Here is a 17,402-nt window from a genome sequence, read left to right as displayed (position 1 = left end):
CTGCTTGCCCTGTCGATGGAGGCGCATTATAGGGAGCTGAAACTTTCTGGCAAGCAGATAATTGCAAAAAGATGGCTTTCATCAACCGTTAGCTCACAAAGCCACCAATACGCATATTAAGCGAACGAAATCAGCCCGCAACAGGTACTGAAACGGCAAAATCGTGCAGGTTGTCGTAGATGGCATCCGCCAGGCGATGCCCGTCAGTCACAGGCTTGCCAGTACGCACCATGACTCTTGTGTCCGACCCCGGCATTGATGGCCGCTTTCAGGTCGGAAGGCTTGTCACCCACCATATAAGAACGCGCCATGTCGATGCCCAGCTCCTGTTGCGCCAACAGCAGCATGCCGGGTGCAGGTTTGCGGCAATCACAGGGAGCGCCGTGATCCGGATGATGGGGGCAGAAATAGATGCCATCGAGGTCAACGTCCCGGTCAGCCAGTGACCAGTCCATCCACTCGGTCAGGTTCATGAAGTCGTCTTCACTAAAGTAGCCGCGGGCGATGCCGGACTGGTTGGTGACGACGATCAGCTGATAGCCCTTCTTCTTCAGCAGCTGCAGGGCTTCGATCACCCCGGGCAGGAAATGGAAGTCATCGACCTGGCTGACATAACCTGTGTCTTCGTTGATGACACCGTCACGATCCAGAAAAATGGCGGGTTTACTCACGGGCACTACCTCGGTAATAGATGTTTTAAAAGTGTCTCACTGGGGGAATAACGCCCCAAAAAATAAAAGGGGCAGCCGAAGCCACCCCTTTCATGTGTGCATTTAAAGTATCGATTAAGCGATAACTTTAGCTACAACACCAGCACCTACGGTACGGCCACCTTCACGGATAGCGAAACGCAGGCCGTCGTCCATCGCGATCGGGGCGATCAGGGTAACAACCATTTTGATGTTGTCGCCTGGCATTACCATCTCTACGCCTTCCGGCAGTTCGATGGTACCGGTCACGTCGGTAGTACGGAAGTAGAACTGCGGACGGTAGCCCTTGAAGAACGGAGTATGACGACCACCTTCTTCTTTGGACAGCACGTACACTTCGGATTCGAACTTGGTGTGCGGCTTGATGGAGCCCGGCTTGGCCAGTACTTGACCACGCTCAACTTCTTCACGCTTCACGCCACGCAGCAGGGCGCCAACGTTCTCACCGGCACGACCTTCGTCCAGCAGTTTGCGGAACATTTCAACACCGGTACAGGTGGTAGAAACGGTGTCTTTGATACCGACGATTTCTACAGTCTCACCAACTTTAACGATACCGCGCTCTACACGACCGGTAACAACGGTACCACGGCCAGCGATGGAGAAGACGTCTTCGATAGGCATCAGGAACGGCAGGTCAATGGCGCGCTCCGGCTCCGGGATGTAGGTATCCAGGTGGTGAGCCAGCTCGATGATCTTCTCTTCCCATGCAGCGTCGCCTTCCAGCGCTTTCAGCGCGGAACCACGAACTACCGGCAGGTCATCACCCGGGAAGTCGTACTCGGTCAGCAGTTCACGAACTTCCATCTCGACCAGTTCGAGCAGCTCTTCGTCGTCTACCATGTCGCACTTGTTCATGAACACGATCATGTACGGGATACCAACCTGGCGACCCAGCAGGATGTGCTCACGAGTTTGCGGCATCGGGCCGTCAGTCGCGGCTACTACCAGGATCGCGCCGTCCATCTGGGCAGCACCGGTGATCATGTTCTTAACGTAGTCGGCGTGACCCGGGCAATCTACGTGGGCGTAGTGACGGATCGCAGTGTCGTATTCTACGTGGGAGGTGTTGATGGTGATACCACGCTCCCGCTCTTCCGGTGCCTTGTCGATCTGGTCGAAGGCGAAAGCTTTACCACCGAAGTGCTTGGCCAGCACGTTGGTGATGGCGGCGGTCAGGGTGGTTTTACCGTGGTCAACGTGGCCGATGGTGCCGACGTTTACGTGCGGTTTGTTACGCTCAAATTTTTCTTTAGACACGACGTAGTCCTTCTAGGTTAAACCCGCCTACCGTCGTAGGCGGGGAATCATAAATTACTTGGATTTGCGCTCTTCGATCACGGCCTGGGCGACGTTAGTCGGGGCATCGTGATACTTGGCGAATTCCATGGCGTAGGAAGCGCGACCCTGGGTAGCGGAACGCAGGGCAGTCGCATAACCGAACATCTCGGCCAGCGGCACGAGAGCACGAACGATCTTGCCGGACGGGCCGTCTTCCATACCTTCGATCAGGCCACGACGACGGTTCAGGTCACCGATCACGTCGCCCATGTAATCTTCCGGAGTCTCAACTTCTACTTTCATGATCGGTTCGAGCAGAACCGGGTTGGCCTTCATGAAGCCAGCCTTAAAGGCCATGGAAGCAGCGATTTTGAACGCCAGTTCGGAGGAGTCGACATCGTGGTAGGAACCGAAGTGCAGACGCACGCCCAGATCCATTACCGGATAGCCTGCCAGCGGGCCGGACTTCAGCTGCTCACGGATACCCTTGTCAACACCCGGGATGAACTCACCAGGAATCACGCCGCCTTTGATGTCGTTAACGAACTCGTAGGCTTTGCCTTCTTCCAGCGGGTACATGTCGATCACAACGTGACCGTACTGACCACGACCACCGGACTGCTTGGCGTGCTTGCCTTCGATGTCCTTGACGGTATTGCGGATGGTTTCACGGTAGGCAACCTGCGGCTTACCTACGTTCGCTTCAACCTTGAACTCGCGACGCATACGGTCAACGATGATGTCCAGGTGCAGCTCACCCATACCGGCGATGATGGTTTGGCCAGATTCTTCGTCAGTCCATACGCGGAAAGACGGATCTTCCTGCGCCAGACGGCCGAGTGCCAGACCCATCTTCTCTTGGTCAGCCTTGGTTTTCGGCTCAACCGCGATGGAGATTACCGGCTCCGGGAATTCCATACGCTCGAGGATGATCGGCGATTTTTCGTCACACAGGGTGTCACCAGTGGTCACGTCTTTCAGACCGATGGCAGCGGCGATGTCGCCTGCGCGAACTTCTTTGATCTCTTCACGCTTGTTGGCGTGCATCTGAACGATACGGCCAAAACGCTCGCGCTTCTCTTTGACAGAGTTCAGCACGGAGTCACCGGAGTTAACCACACCGGAGTAAACGCGGAAGAAGGTCAGGTTGCCAACGAACGGGTCGGTAGCAATCTTGAATGCCAGAGCAGAGAACGGCTCGTCATCGGAAGCGTGACGCTCGTCTTTGGTGACGCCATCCAGCTTCAGACCGTCGATGGCTGCTACGTCGGTCGGAGCCGGCAGATAGTCAACCACGGCATCCAGCATGGCCTGTACACCCTTGTTCTTGAACGCGGAGCCACAGGTAACCAGGATGATTTCGTTGTTCAGAACACGCTGACGAAGAGCTTTCTTGATCTCTTCTTCGGTCAGTTCTTCACCACCCAGGTATTTTTCCATCAGGTCTTCAGACGCTTCAGCAGCGGCTTCAACCAGGTTCATGCGCATTTCTTGCGCTTGTTCCAGCAGCTCGGCCGGGACGTCTTCGTAATCGAAAGACACGCCCTGGTCAGCTTCGCTCCAGTTGATGGCTTTCATCTTGACCAGGTCGATAACGCCCTTGAAGTTCTCTTCTGCACCGATGTTCAGTTGCAGCGGAACCGGGGTACCTTTCAGACGGGTCTTGATGTGCTCAACGCAGCGCAGATAGTTGGCGCCGGTACGGTCCATCTTGTTGACGAACGCGATACGGGGAACCTTGTACTTGTTAGCCTGACGCCATACGGTCTCAGACTGTGGCTGTACGCCACCTACGGCACAGTACACCATCACGGCGCCGTCCAGAACACGCATTGAACGCTCTACTTCGATAGTAAAGTCAACGTGGCCCGGGGTATCGATGATGTTGATACGGTGCGGTTGGAACTGTTTACCCATACCGGACCAGAAAGCGGTGGTCGCGGCGGAGGTGATGGTGATACCACGCTCTTGTTCCTGTTCCATCCAGTCCATGGTGGCGGCGCCATCGTGAACTTCACCGATCTTGTGACTTACACCGGTGTAAAACAGAACGCGCTCGGTAGTAGTAGTCTTACCGGCGTCGATGTGAGCAGAGATACCGATGTTACGATAACGCTCAATGGGGGTTGTACGAGCCATTGTCATCCTCTTACTAGGGCACTTGTCCCCAGATAATTAAAGGTGCGCAGAGCCAGAAGACCCTGCGCAAGCGGATTACCAGCGGAAGTGAGCGAAGGCCTTGTTCGCTTCAGCCATACGGTGAACGTCTTCACGTTTCTTGACAGACGAACCCTTATTGTCAGCGGCATCCAGCAGCTCGCCAGCCAAACGCTGAGCCATTGATTTTTCACCACGTTTACGAGCGGCATCAACCAACCAGCGCATTGCCAGGGCATTGCGACGAACCGGACGAACTTCTACCGGTACCTGATAGGTTGCACCACCGACGCGACGAGATTTAACCTCGACCGCCGGACGAATGTTGTCCAGAGCGACTTCGAACAGGGCCAGGTGCTCTTTGCCAGATTTGGTGGCAATGATGTCCAGGGCGCCATAAACGATGGCTTCTGCAACAGATTTCTTACCGTCAACCATTACTACGTTGACAAATTTAGCCAGCAGCTCTGATCCGAACTTGGGATCCGGCAGGATTTTACGCTGACCAACAACACGACGTCTTGGCATTTCAAATTCTCCGTAACTTCAGGGGTTACCCAAAACTAGAAAGTTATCTAACTAGAAACGAATTAACGTTTGGCCTTACTTAACGGAGAACCATTAAGCTTTCGGACGCTTCACGCCATACTTGGAGCGAGCCTGCTTACGGTCTTTAACACCGGCACAGTCCAACGCACCACGAACGGTGTGATAACGAACACCTGGCAAATCCTTGACACGACCGCCACGGATCAGAACAACGGAGTGCTCCTGCAGGTTGTGACCTTCACCGCCGATGTAGGAGGTGACTTCGAAGCCGTTGGTCAGACGTACACGGCACACTTTACGCAGTGCAGAGTTAGGCTTCTTGGGGGTGGTGGTGTATACACGGGTGCATACGCCACGCTTCTGAGGGCACGCTTCCAGCGCCGGCACGTTGCTTTTCACAACGAGCTTGATGCGTGGCTTGCGAACCAACTGGTTAATAGTTGCCATCAAAAGGCTCCTGATAATGACTTCATAAACGTGTGAAAAATCCTCCCCGCAGATACGGGGACGCGAAATTTTATGCCCTGTTGTCTGGGGAGTCAAGATTTATACAATTCGTGCGCCAAAAGGGCAAATGACATCCCGCCATTATTTGATAACCATGCTGAATTTTAATGAAAATGATATGATCACCCGCCCAGGTGCGAGGTGATCCATTTTTCGCGATCAGCTTGACCAGACCCGCCATATCCAGCGCAATGCCACCCGATGGTGCAGACCACGGGCCTGCAGGTCTTCTTGCATCACATAAAGCGGAATGCCCGCCAGTCGTTCGCACCACTGGGGGCGATGCGGCAGCCATCACGGCATCCTGCATCAGTACCAGCTCATCCTCCGGCTGAAGATAACGCAGACCTGCCTCTGCCAGCGCCTGACTCTGAAAGGGAGAGTTCAATATCAGATGCAACATGGAGACCTCAAAAGCTGATGTGAGTCGAACATTGTGCCCAGCGCCGAGCCAATTCATGGCGTGGCAAACTGTCGACGGGGATCAGCAGATCATCCACGGTCACACCACGCTCTGCCAACGAGTCAGCACAAACATAGACCTCTTCGATGTCGTAGAGTTCCAGCATCTTGAAGGTGGGCGCGTAGTGGCGCTGCAAAATGGTGGCAGGCTGCTGCTCCTTGAGCAGTTGCAGCACGCCGTCCCCAATCAGGAACAGCGCCAGTGATCAGTCATGGCCGAGGTGGCCAGCAGGGCATCCAGCCCTTCCCGGCCGGCGGCATGGCCATGGGGACCACGACTGCAGATAAAGGCGATTTTCTTGCTCATGGCTATCCCCTAGAACTGAACCAACCGATCGGCGGTGAGCGCCGCCTCGGCCAACTGACCCAGACCGCTCAGGCAAAATGGCGCTTGCAGATTGAAGTGCGCCTGCCCTGCCCCCTTGGCCTCCTGCTCATCGAGCACACCGCGCCGCATGGCGGCGGCGACACAGACGTCATACGGCAATCCCTGCTCTTCTGCCAGCTCTCGCCACAGATGCCACCAGGTCGGTCTCATCAGACGCGGGCTGATGCAAACCGTTACCGTTATGGACGCCATCCTGATAGAAGAACAGGTGAGACAAGGTATGCCCCTGTGCCAACAGCGTGCGGGCAAAGCGATAGGCAGTACTGGCCGACTGGGTGCCATAGGCAGGCCCCGTTACCAGGATGGCAAAACTCAAACTCATAGCAGGGCTCCTGTACTGACCCAGTCAATTTTACGCCAAAAATAAAAAAGCCCCTGCCAGGAGGGGCTTGATTCGATGCGTTGATCAGAGATGGGCGATGGCCTCGACCTCGACCAGCACATCTTTGGGCAGGCGGGCTACCTCAACACAGGAGCGGGCAGGTGCCGCATCGCCAAAGTAACGGGCATAGACCTGATTGAAGGCAACGAAGTTGTTCATGTCGCTCAGGAAGCAGGTGGTTTTAACCACCTTGCTGGCATCGGCACCGGCAGCGTGCAACACAGCAACCAGATTCTTCATTACCCGTTCGGCTTGCTCTTCGATGCCGCCAGCCACGATCTCCATGGTGGCAGGATCGAGCGGGATCTGCCCGGAGGTGAAGATCATCTCGCCAACCTTGGTAGCCTGAACATAGGGACCAATCGCAGCAGGCGCCTTGTCGGTTGCAATCACTTCTTTAGCCATTCATCTATCCCCTATCTATGGCGCTTACTCGCTCTCTTCTTCACCCTGCTTGCGCTGTCGGATGTAGAGATACACGGTATGTTTGGAAATATTCAGCTTGTCGGCGACCAGGTTGATCGAGTCCTTGATATCAAATATGCCCTTCTCGAACAACTGGGTCACGATAAAACGATTCTTGGCGTTGTTGGCCACGGAGGGATCGCGGTTGATCTCGTCGATGGTGTTGTCCACCGTCTGGGCAACCAGCTCCTCCACGCTGTTGGCGAAGGTCTCCGGCGATTGACGCTCCACTTGCTGGGGCGTCGGGAAGAATTCGGCCACGAACTCGTGGAAAGGCGCATTGATGTGCAGGTTGATGCAGATAAGACCTATCACCTGCTTGTCGCGGTTGCGGATGGCGATGGTGCTCGACTTCATCAGCGCACCAGTCCGGCTGCGGGCGAAGTAGCTCTGGGTGTGATCCTGACCCGTGCTCTCGATGTCCTTGAGCATGCGCAGGGCCAGATCGGTGATCGGCGCTCCCAGGGTCCGCCCCGTGTTGAATCCGTTCGCTATCTTGATCACTGACTCATGCAGATTTTCCAGGGAATGCAGCACCACTTCGCAGTGCTTGCCGAACAGATCGGCCAGGCCCTCGATGAGGCCCTCATATGAACGCAACAATTCCCTGTCTTCGTCTGTAAAAGCGCGACCGCTCAGTTGCTCTTCGGGAAGCAGTACTTCCTCGATACCGACAGCCATGTTCTACCCCTGTAATAACCATTCAACTTTCCCGAGTTTTCAATTGCGGGGGATCAATGTCAACTTTTTTTGATTTTTTGCTCTATAACCTTGCACTGGATCATCCCCTGCCCCAGCCCGGTGCAGCGCACTGCTGGCGGGCGGGCAACAAAAAGGGCCCCTTGAAGGAGCCCTTTTTAATCACTGCAGCTGAAGATTACTCTTCGTCAAAACTGCCGGCTGCGTTAAGCAGATCCGCCAGATTTTGCTGAGCCTCATCGGCAGTCACCTGCGGCACACCGACAGCACGAGCTGCGGCGGCACGCTGGTTGATCCGGGCATGGTGGTAGGCAAAGCCGGTACCAGCCGGGATCAGACGACCCACGATCACGTTCTCTTTCAGGCCACGCAGTTCGTCACGCTTGCCGCCAACGGCCGCTTCGGTCAGAACACGAGTGGTTTCCTGGAAGGAAGCCGCGGAGATGAAGGACTCGGTGCTCAGGGATGCCTTGGTAATACCCATCAGGATGTGACGGAAGGTGGCCGGAGTCTTACCCTCGGCAACCAGCTTACGGTTGGCAATCTTCACACGAGCCACTTCAACCTGCTCGCCTTCGATCAGGTCAGTGTCGCCAGCGCTCAGGATCTCGCACTTGCGCAGCATCTGACGAACGATGACTTCGATGTGCTTGTCGTTGATCTTAACGCCTTGCAGACGGTAAACGTCCTGCACTTCGTTGGCGATGTAGTTGGCGACCGGGCTGATACCGCGCAGACGCAGGATGTCATGAGCAGACTCAGGACCGTCTGCCAGCACTTCACCCTTCTCAACTTTTTCACCTTCGAACACGTTCAGGTGACGCCACTTCGGAATCATCTCTTCGTAGATGTCGCCACCGTCGGTCGGGGTGATGACCAGACGGCGCTTGCCCTTGGTCTCTTTCCCGAAGGAGATGGTACCGGAGATCTCGGCCAGGATAGCCGGTTCCTTCGGTTGACGTGCTTCGAACAGATCCGCAACGCGCGGCAGACCACCGGTGATGTCCTTGGTACCGCTGGACTCTTGCGGGATACGCGCGACCGCGTCACCCACGCCCACGTTGGCACCATCCTCCAGGTTCACGATCGCCTTGCCCGGCAGGAAGTACTGGGCGGCTACATCGGTACCCGGGATCATGACATCCTTGCCGTTCTGGTCGACCAGCTTCACGGTCGGACGCATCTCTTTACCGGCGCTCGGACGTTCGTTGACATCCAGCACGACGATAGAGGAGAGACCGGTCAGCTCGTCGGTCTGACGAGTGATGGTCACACCGTCGATCATGTGTTCGAAGTCCAGGCGACCTGCTACTTCGGTGATGATCGGGTGGGTGTGCGGATCCCAGTTGGCGACGGTATCACCGGCACTCACGGCCTGGCCATCTTTCACTTCCAGGACGGAACCGTAAGGCAGCTTGTGGCTTTCCTTGGTACGGCCCATCTCGTCCATGATGGTCAGTTCGGTAGAACGGGAGGTGATAACCAGCTTGTCTGCACTGTTGGTAACAAACTTGGCGTTCTGCAGCTTGATGCTACCGGTGTTCTTGACCTGGATGCTGCTCTCGGCAGCAGCTCGGGATGCGGCACCACCGATGTGGAAGGTACGCATCGTCAGCTGGGTACCCGGCTCACCGATGGACTGGGCGGCGATAACACCGACAGCCTCACCCTTGTTCACCAGGTGACCACGGGCCAGATCACGGCCGTAGCAGTGGGCACAGTTACCGAAGTCGGTCTCACAGGTGATGGCAGAACGTACCTTCACGCGGTCGACGGAGTTACGCTCCAGCAGGTCACACAGATACTCGTCGAGCAGAGTATTGCGCGCGACCAGGATCTCGCTTTCAGTACCCGGCTTGATCACGTCTTCGGCGACCACACGACCCAGCACGCGCTCACGCAGCGGCTCGACCACATCACCACCTTCGATCAGCGGAGTCATCCACAGACCTTCGGTAGTGCCGCAATCGTCCTCGGTGATCACCATGTCCTGAGCCACGTCAACCAGACGACGAGTCAGGTAACCGGAGTTAGCCGTCTTCAGTGCGGTATCCGCCAGACCCTTACGAGCACCGTGAGTGGAGATGAAGTACTGGAGTACGTTCAGACCTTCACGGAAGTTCGCCACGATCGGCGTTTCGATGATGGAACCATCCGGCTTGGCCATCAGGCCACGCATACCGGCCAGCTGACGGATCTGGGCGGCGGAGCCCCGCGCACCAGAGTCGGCCATCATGAAGATGCTGTTGAAGGAGGCCTGCTCTTCTTCTTCACCCAGGGAGTTGACGTTCCGCTCCTTGGAGAGGTTATCCATCATGGCCTTGGAGACGCGATCGTTCGCGCTGGCCCAGATATCGATAACCTTGTTGTAGCGTTCGCCCGCGGTCACCAGACCGGACAGGAACTGGTCCTGGATCTCGGCGACTTCGGCTTCGGCTGCCGCAATGATGTCTTTCTTGGCATCCGGGATGACCATGTCATCGATACCAACGGAAGCACCGGACAGGGCCGCGTAATGGAAACCGGTATACATCAGCTGGTCAGCGAAGATGACGGTGTCCTTCAGGCCCTGCTTGCGATAGCAGGTGTTCAGCAGACGGGAGATGAGCTTTTTGCCCAGCGCCTTGTTGGATACGGATTTGATCCAGTTCTGCGGATTGGCATCCAGATCGGCCTGCTCGGCGGCAGTCAGCACCTTGGGTTCGTCGATCAGCGCGTATTCCATGCCTTTCGGCAGGATCAGGCTCAGGATCGCACGACCAACTGTGGTGTTCTTCATCTCGGTGTGCGGCAGCAGGGAACCGTCTTCCTGACGCAGGTATTCGGTAATGCGCACTTTCACACGAGCATGGAGATCGGCCAGACCGGCGCGATAGACCTTCTCGGCTTCTTTCGGGCCGGCCAGCACCATACCTTCGCCCTTGGCGTTGATACGGGCACGGGTCATGTAGTACAGACCCAAGACCACGTCCTGGGAAGGAACGATGATCGGCTCACCGGAGGCAGGCGACAGGATGTTGTTGGTAGACATCATCAGGGCGCGCGCTTCCAGCTGGGCTTCCAGGGTCAGCGGTACGTGGACCGCCATCTGGTCACCATCGAAGTCCGCGTTATAGGCGGCACAGACGAGCGGGTGCAGCTGGATGGCCTTGCCTTCGATCAGGGTCGGTTCAAACGCCTGGATACCCAGACGGTGCAGGGTCGGTGCACGGTTCAGCAGGACCGGGTGTTCGCGGATCACTTCGTCCAGGATGTCCCAAACGACGGCTTCTTCGCGCTCCACCATCTTCTTGGCGGCCTTGATGGTGGTCGCCAGACCACGGGATTCCAGCTTGCCATAGATGAAGGGCTTGAACAGCTCGAGCGCCATCTTCTTCGGCAGACCGCATTGATGCAGACGCAGGGTCGGGCCTACGGTGATAACGGAACGACCGGAGTAGTCGACACGTTTACCCAGCAAGTTCTGACGGAAACGACCTTGCTTACCCTTGATCATGTCGGCCAAGGATTTCAGCGGACGCTTGTTGGAACCTGTGATGGCACGACCACGACGGCCGTTATCCAGCAGGGCATCCACGGACTCTTGCAGCATGCGCTTTTCGTTGCGCACGATGATGTCCGGCGCCGCCAGATCCAGCAGACGCTTCAGGCGGTTGTTACGGTTGATCACGCGACGGTACAGATCGTTCAGATCGGAAGTCGCGAAACGGCCGCCGTCCAGCGGTACCAGCGGACGCAGGTCCGGCGGCAGCACAGGCAGCACTGTCATGATCATCCACTCCGGCTTGTTGCCGGACTGCAGGAAGGCTTCCATCAGCTTCAGGCGCTTGGTGGTCTTCTTGCGCTTGGTCTCGGAGTTGGTTTGATCCAGCTCCTCGCGCATGGTCTTGACTTCACCTTCCAGATCGATGGCACGCAGCAATGCAAGGATTGCTTCGGCACCCATCTTGGCGTCGAATTCGTCGCCCCACTCTTCCAGTGCGTCCAGATAGTTCTCTTCGGACAGCATCTGGCTGCGCTCGAGGTTGGTCATGCCGGGTTCGATCACTACATAGGATTCGAAATACAGCACGCGCTCGATGTCACGCAGGGTCATGTCCAGCAGCAGACCGATACGGGACGGCAGGGACTTCAGGAACCAGATGTGGGCAGTCGGGCTGGCCAGCTCGATGTGGCCCATGCGCTCGCGACGGACCTTGGTCTGGGTCACTTCTACGCCGCACTTCTCGCAGATCACACCACGGTGTTTCAGGCGCTTGTACTTGCCGCACAGACACTCGTAGTCCTTCACCGGTCCGAAGATACGGGCGCAGAACAGACCATCACGTTCCGGCTTGAAAGTCCGGTAGTTGATGGTCTCAGGCTTTTTGACCTCACCGAATGACCAGGAGCGGATCATGTCAGGAGAGGCCAGACCGATCTTGATACTGTCAAACTCTTCGGTCTTGGTCTGAGCCTTCAAAAACTTGAGTAAGTCTTTCACGTGTTTCCCCTGTCAGGAGTCTAACCTCGGCGCCCTACTGCCAAAGCAGCAGGGCGCCCACGTCAATTCTCGAACAATAAGAGCGAGCTCTTACTCTTCGTCCAGCTCGATGTTGATACCCAGAGAGCGGATTTCCTTCAACAGTACGTTGAAGGATTCGGGCATGCCCGGCTCCATACGGTGGTCGCCATCCACGATGTTCTTGTACATCTTGGTACGGCCATTCACATCGTCAGACTTGACGGTCAGCATTTCCTGCAGGGTATATGCCGCACCGTAAGCCTCCAGGGCCCACACTTCCATCTCACCGAACCGCTGACCACCGAACTGTGCCTTACCACCCAGCGGCTGCTGGGTAACCAGGCTGTAGGAGCCGGTAGAACGCGCGTGCATCTTGTCGTCTACCAAGTGGTTCAGCTTCAGCATGTACATGTAACCCACGGTGACCTTGCGCTCGAAGGCGTTACCGGTACGACCGTCGAACAGGGAGATCTGACCGGATTCCGGCAGATCGGCCAGCTTCAGCAAGGCCTTGATTTCGCGCTCTTTGGCACCATCAAAGACAGGTGTAGCAACCGGCAGACCCTTACGCAGGTTACCCGCAAGGGTACGTACGTCGTCGTCAGACAGCTCGGCGATGTTCACTTGCTGGGTGTCTTTCTCGCCCAGGTCATAGACCTGTTGCAGGAAGTCACGCATCTCGTGCAGCTCGCGCTGATCCTTGATCATGCGGTCTATCTTCTCGCCGATGCCCTTGGCCGCGAGGCCCAGATGCACTTCGAGGATCTGACCGATGTTCATACGGGACGGTACGCCCAGCGGGTTCAGTACGATGTCGACCGGACGGCCGAACTCGTCATGGGGCATGTCCTCGACCGGGCAGATCTTGGAGATAACACCCTTGTTACCGTGACGGCCCGCCATCTTGTCACCCGGTTGGATGCGACGCTTGACTGCCAGGTAAACCTTGACGATTTTCAGTACGCCCGGCGCCAGATCATCACCCTGGATAATCTTGCGACGTTTGTTCTCGAACTTCTTGTCGAAGTCGGCTTTCAGCTCGATGTGCTGCTCGGCGATCTGCTCCAGCTCGATCTGCTTGGCTTCATCTTCGATGGCCAATTCAAACCACTTGGAACGATCCAGCTTGTTCAGACGATCTTCGCTGTAACCGGCGGCCAGCAGCAGGTTGCGGGAGCGGCCGAAAATGCCGTCTTCCAAGATCTTGAACTCTTCGGTCAAGTCCTTCTTCGCTTCCTTCAGCTGCATCTCTTCGATTTCTTTGGCGCGCTTGTCTTTTTCCACGCCATCGCGGGTAAAGACTTGCACGTCAACCACGGTACCGTACACACCGTTCGGCACACGCAGGGAGGAGTCCTTCACATCGGAGGCCTTCTCACCGAAGATGGCGCGCAGCAGCTTCTCTTCCGGGGTCAGCTGGGTTTCACCCTTGGGTGTTACCTTGCCGACCAGGATGTCGCCGCCCTTCACTTCGGCACCCACGTAGACGATACCGGACTCGTCCAGCTTGGACAGAGCGGCTTCACCCACGTTCGGGATGTCGGCAGTGATCTCTTCCGGACCCAGCTTGGTGTCACGGGAGATACAGGCCAGTTCCTGGATATGGATGGTGGTCAGGCGATCTTCCTGTACCACGCGCTCATTCACCAGGATCGAGTCTTCGAAGTTGTAACCGTTCCACGGCATGAAGGCGACGCGCAGGTTTTGGCCCAGCGCCAGTTCGCCCAGGTCGGTAGACGGGCCGTCAGCCAGCACGTCGCCCGCCATCACCGGCTCACCCAACATCACGCAAGGACGCTGGTTGATACAGGTGTTCTGGTTGGAACGGGTGTACTTGGTCAGACTGTAGATGTCGATGCCGGCTTCGCCTGGCAGCAGCTCATCTTCATTGACCTTGATAACGATACGGGAGGCATCGACGTAGTCGATCATGCCGCCACGCTTGGCCACTACGGTAACACCGGAGTCAACGGCCACGGCGCGTTCCATACCGGTACCTACCAGCGGCTTGTCAGCACGCAGAGTCGGTACGGCCTGACGTTGCATGTTCGAACCCATCAGGGCTCGGTTAGCATCATCGTGCTCCAGGAACGGGATCAGGGCCGCTGCCACAGAAACTATCTGTTGCGGGCTCACATCCATGTACTGGATCTGGTCGGCGTTCATAAAGGTGGATTCACCCTTGTGACGGCACGGGATCAACTCATCTTTCAGACGGCCATCTTCGGTGGTCGCGGCGTTAGCCTGTGCGATCACGTACTTGCCTTCTTCGATTGCTGACAGGTAATCCACTTCGTCGGTGATCACACCGTCGATGACCTTGCGGTACGGGGTCTCGAGGAAACCGTACTCGTTGGTGCGGGAATACACGGACAGCGAGTTGATCAGACCGATGTTCGGACCTTCCGGAGTCTCGATGGGGCACAGACGACCGTAGTGAGTCGGGTGTACATCTCGAACTTCGAAGCCGGCACGCTCACGGGTCAAACCGCCCGGGCCCAGCGCGGAAATACGACGCTTGTGGGTCACTTCGGACAGCGGGTTGTTCTGGTCCATGAACTGGGACAGCTGGCTGGAACCGAAGAACTCTTTGACCGCGGCGGAGATCGGCTTGGCGTTGATCAGATCCTGCGGCATCAGGGTGTCCAGGTCGCCCAGGGAGAGACGCTCCTTGACCGCACGCTCGACACGCACCAGACCGACGCGGAACTGGTTCTCTGCCATTTCACCGACAGAACGGATACGACGGTTACCCAGGTGGTCGATATCGTCCACCTCGTCATTGCCGTTACGGATGTCGATCAGGCGCTTCATGACTTCGACGATGTCGTCTTTGGTCAGCACGCCAACGCCGGTCTCGTCTTCACGACCCAGACGGCGGTTGAACTTCATCCGACCCACGGTAGACAGGTCGTAACGCTCGGAAGAGAAGAACAGGTTCTCAAACAGCTGCTCGGCCGCTTCGCGGGTGGGCGGCTCGCCCGGACGCATCATGCGGTAGATCTCGACCAGCGCTTCCAGACGACTGGAGCTGGAGTCGATACGCAGGGTCTCGGACATGTAGGCACCGTGGTCCAGTTCGTTGGTGAACAGAACCTCGAAGTGCTTGAAGCCGGCTTGGGACAGATTGGCAACCGCTTCCAGGCTCAGGGCCTGGTTGGCAGTCACGACCATTTCACCAGTTTGCGGGTGCGCGTAGTTCTTGGCTGCAACTTTGCCAACAACGTACTCTACCGGCACCTCGATCTGGGTGATGGCGTCTTTTTCCAACTGACGGATATGACGGGCAGTGACACGACGACCGGTCTCAACCACCACGGCGCCATTGGCAATGATGTCGAAGGTCGCAGTCTCACCACGCAGGCGCTCGGGCACCAGATCCATCATCAACTTGCCATCTTTGACCTCGAAACCAATGGTCTCAAAGAAGGTGGCCAGGATTTCTTCGGAACTGAAGTCCAGGGCGCGCAGAATAATGGAGGCCGGCAGTTTACGACGACGGTCGATACGGACAAACAGGTTGTCTTTCGCATCGAACTCGAAGTCCAGCCAGGAGCCACGGTAGGGGATAACGCGGGCGTTATACAGTACCTTACCGGATGAATGTGTTTTGCCTTTATCGTGGTCGAAGAAGACGCCCGGGCTGCGGTGCAGCTGGGAGACGATAACCCGTTCGGTACCATTGATGACAAAGGTGCCGTTTTCGGTCATGAGCGGAATTTCGCCCATGTACACTTCTTGTTCCTTGATATCTTTGACGGTGCCGGCAGCTGCTTCACGGTCGTACAGAACCATACGAAGCTTGACACGCAGCGGCGCGGAGTAGGTCACTCCACGGATCTGGCATTCTTTTACGTCAAATACCGGCTCACCCAGGCGATAGCTGACATACTGAAGCTCAGCACTACCGGAGTAACTGGTGATCGGGAAAACGCTACGGAAAGCGGCCTCTAGGCCATATTCACCTTCCGGGTCAGCCTCGATGAACTGCTTGAAGGAGTCCAGCTGAATGGACAACAGATAAGGCGTGTCCAGTACCTGGTCTCGCTTACCGAAGTCCTTACGAATGCGTTTTTTTTCGGTATAAGAGTAAACCATAGGGTTCCTCAGCTCGCTGATAAGTGACCCACTCTGTCCCGCGGGACAGCTCTGTCTCAACACCGTTTTGTGTTGGCCCGGACGATGAGGCGGTCCGGATTGCTGGTGCACCGAGAGTCGTAAACGGTGTGAAATGCTCTCAGTCTACAGCGCAAAAAGGCTGGTGAACAAACATTCACCAGCCCTAGCCTGTTTTATCAGGCTAATCTACATAAATGCAGATTATTTGATCTCAACAGAAGCACCGGCAGCTTCCAGCTCTTTCTTCAGAGCTTCAGCTTCGTCTTTGGAGACGGCTTCTTTCAGGTTGGTCGGAGCGGCTTCTACCAGGTCCTTGGCTTCTTTCAGGCCCAGGCCGGTGGCAGCACGAACGGCCTTGATGACGGCAACTTTGTTGGCGCCAGCAGCAGTCAGAACTACGTCGAACTCGGTCTTCTCTTCTACTGCTTCAGCGGCCGGACCGGCAGCTACAGCAACAGCGGCAGAAACACCGAACTTCTCTTCCATTGCTTCGATCAGCTCAACAACTTCCATTACGGACATGGAAGCAACGGCTTCGATGATTTGGTCTTTAGTGATAGACATGACAAAAATTCCTGATGTTGAATAAACTCAAACAGCCTAAATAGGCGAGAATCAAGCAGCAGCTTGTTTCTGGTCGCGAACAGCAGCGATAGTACGAACCAGCTTGCCAGCAGAGGCTTCCTTCATGGTAGCCATCAACTTCGCAATTGCTTCGTCGTAGGTCGGCAGCGTGGCCAGACGATCAATTTGTGCTGCGGCGATAAACTCACCGTTAAAAGCGCCAGCCTTGATTTCGAACTTTTGGTTCGCTTTGGCAAACTCTTTGAACAGACGAGCGGCAGCGCCCGGGTGTTCGTTAGAGAAAGCAATCAAGGTAGGACCAGTCAATACGTCGTTCAGGCAACCGAATTCGGTGCCCTCTACCGCGCGACGCAGCAGGGTGTTACGCACAACGCGCATGTACACACCGGCTTCACGAGCGGATTTACGCAGGACGGTCATCTTGTCAACAGTCACACCGCGAGAATCGGCTACAACTGCAGACAGAGCGCCTTTGGCAGCTTCGTTGACTTCAGCAACAATTGCCTTTTTGTCTTCGAGTCCCAATGCCATTGGCTTAACTCCTGGATTGAATCTGAGTCTCATGACTCAGTACTGACACATCCCCCCTACCTT

The 17,402-nt window shown here is 56.3% G+C and carries 10 protein-coding genes and 4 pseudogenes; all 14 read right to left on the bottom strand.

Annotation, left to right across the window (positions count from 1 at the left end):
* Positions 1-130: 130 nt before the first annotated feature.
* A pseudogene (gene gmhB / locus ACF2JD_RS21355) lies at positions 131-671 on the bottom strand (D-glycero-beta-D-manno-heptose 1,7-bisphosphate 7-phosphatase).
* A gap of 114 nt (positions 672-785) precedes the next feature.
* On the bottom strand, positions 786-1,970 hold the full coding sequence (tuf, locus tag ACF2JD_RS21350; protein ID WP_106885567.1) for an elongation factor Tu: 1,185 nt from the start codon (positions 1,968-1,970) through the stop codon (positions 786-788).
* A 54-nt stretch (positions 1,971-2,024) separates the two neighbouring features.
* Positions 2,025-4,130: an elongation factor G gene (gene fusA / locus ACF2JD_RS21345; protein ID WP_106885572.1), complete on the bottom strand. Its 2,106-nt coding sequence runs from the start codon at positions 4,128-4,130 to the stop codon at positions 2,025-2,027.
* 75 nt (positions 4,131-4,205) lie between these two features.
* On the bottom strand, positions 4,206-4,676 hold the full coding sequence (gene rpsG / locus ACF2JD_RS21340) for a 30S ribosomal protein S7 (protein ID WP_010675949.1): 471 nt from the start codon (positions 4,674-4,676) through the stop codon (positions 4,206-4,208).
* Positions 4,677-4,769: 93 nt separating this feature from the next.
* Positions 4,770-5,144, bottom strand: coding sequence for a 30S ribosomal protein S12 (gene rpsL, locus ACF2JD_RS21335; RefSeq protein ID WP_005306278.1), 375 nt, complete (start codon positions 5,142-5,144; stop codon positions 4,770-4,772).
* A 184-nt stretch (positions 5,145-5,328) separates the two neighbouring features.
* A pseudogene (gene tusB, locus ACF2JD_RS21330) lies at positions 5,329-5,607 on the bottom strand (sulfurtransferase complex subunit TusB); the annotation flags it as partial.
* A gap of 7 nt (positions 5,608-5,614) precedes the next feature.
* A pseudogene (tusC, locus tag ACF2JD_RS21325) lies at positions 5,615-5,973 on the bottom strand (sulfurtransferase complex subunit TusC).
* 9 nt (positions 5,974-5,982) lie between these two features.
* Positions 5,983-6,376: pseudogene (tusD, locus tag ACF2JD_RS21320) on the bottom strand (sulfurtransferase complex subunit TusD).
* A gap of 84 nt (positions 6,377-6,460) precedes the next feature.
* A complete protein-coding gene (locus ACF2JD_RS21315) occupies positions 6,461-6,841 on the bottom strand; it encodes a RidA family protein (protein WP_005339904.1) in 381 nt (126 codons plus the stop codon).
* A 24-nt stretch (positions 6,842-6,865) separates the two neighbouring features.
* Complete coding sequence (locus ACF2JD_RS21310; RefSeq protein WP_025328613.1) at positions 6,866-7,582, bottom strand: helix-turn-helix transcriptional regulator; 717 nt, start codon at positions 7,580-7,582, stop codon at positions 6,866-6,868.
* A 196-nt stretch (positions 7,583-7,778) separates the two neighbouring features.
* Positions 7,779-12,083 carry a DNA-directed RNA polymerase subunit beta' gene (rpoC, locus tag ACF2JD_RS21305; protein WP_005325063.1) on the bottom strand — a complete coding sequence of 1,435 codons (4,305 nt, stop codon included), beginning with the start codon at positions 12,081-12,083 and terminating at the stop codon, positions 7,779-7,781.
* Positions 12,084-12,173: 90 nt separating this feature from the next.
* Entirely contained in the window at positions 12,174-16,202 is a 4,029-nt protein-coding gene (gene rpoB, locus ACF2JD_RS21300) for a DNA-directed RNA polymerase subunit beta (protein ID WP_025328615.1), read from the bottom strand.
* A 222-nt stretch (positions 16,203-16,424) separates the two neighbouring features.
* A complete protein-coding gene (gene rplL / locus ACF2JD_RS21295; protein ID WP_025328616.1) occupies positions 16,425-16,787 on the bottom strand; it encodes a 50S ribosomal protein L7/L12 in 363 nt (120 codons plus the stop codon).
* A 51-nt stretch (positions 16,788-16,838) separates the two neighbouring features.
* Positions 16,839-17,339 (bottom strand): 50S ribosomal protein L10, encoded by a 501-nt coding sequence (rplJ, locus tag ACF2JD_RS21290; protein WP_025328617.1) that lies wholly within the window; start codon positions 17,337-17,339, stop codon positions 16,839-16,841.
* Between the last annotated feature and the right edge of the window lie 63 nt (positions 17,340-17,402).

The organism is Aeromonas ichthyocola (assembly GCF_046087985.1).
GTDB lineage: Bacteria > Pseudomonadota > Gammaproteobacteria > Enterobacterales > Aeromonadaceae > Aeromonas > Aeromonas rivipollensis.
Note: the sequence above shows the minus strand (reverse complement) of the source record. Positions and strands in the feature narration are given on the sequence as shown.

What these genes read in the sequence shown, in the direction of transcription:
- fusA (WP_106885572.1), bottom strand. Translation starts at nt 4,130, where the DNA reads ATGGCTCGTACAACCCCCATTGAGCGTTATCGTAACATCGGTATCTCT.
- rpsG (WP_010675949.1), bottom strand. Translation starts at nt 4,676, where the DNA reads ATGCCAAGACGTCGTGTTGTTGGTCAGCGTAAAATCCTGCCGGATCCC.
- rpsL (WP_005306278.1), bottom strand. Translation starts at nt 5,144, where the DNA reads ATGGCAACTATTAACCAGTTGGTTCGCAAGCCACGCATCAAGCTCGTT.
- ACF2JD_RS21315 (WP_005339904.1), bottom strand. Translation starts at nt 6,841, where the DNA reads ATGGCTAAAGAAGTGATTGCAACCGACAAGGCGCCTGCTGCGATTGGT.
- ACF2JD_RS21310 (WP_025328613.1), bottom strand. Translation starts at nt 7,582, where the DNA reads ATGGCTGTCGGTATCGAGGAAGTACTGCTTCCCGAAGAGCAACTGAGC.
- rpoB (WP_025328615.1), bottom strand. Translation starts at nt 16,202, where the DNA reads ATGGTTTACTCTTATACCGAAAAAAAACGCATTCGTAAGGACTTCGGT.
- rplL (WP_025328616.1), bottom strand. Translation starts at nt 16,787, where the DNA reads ATGTCTATCACTAAAGACCAAATCATCGAAGCCGTTGCTTCCATGTCC.
- rplJ (WP_025328617.1), bottom strand. Translation starts at nt 17,339, where the DNA reads ATGGCATTGGGACTCGAAGACAAAAAGGCAATTGTTGCTGAAGTCAAC.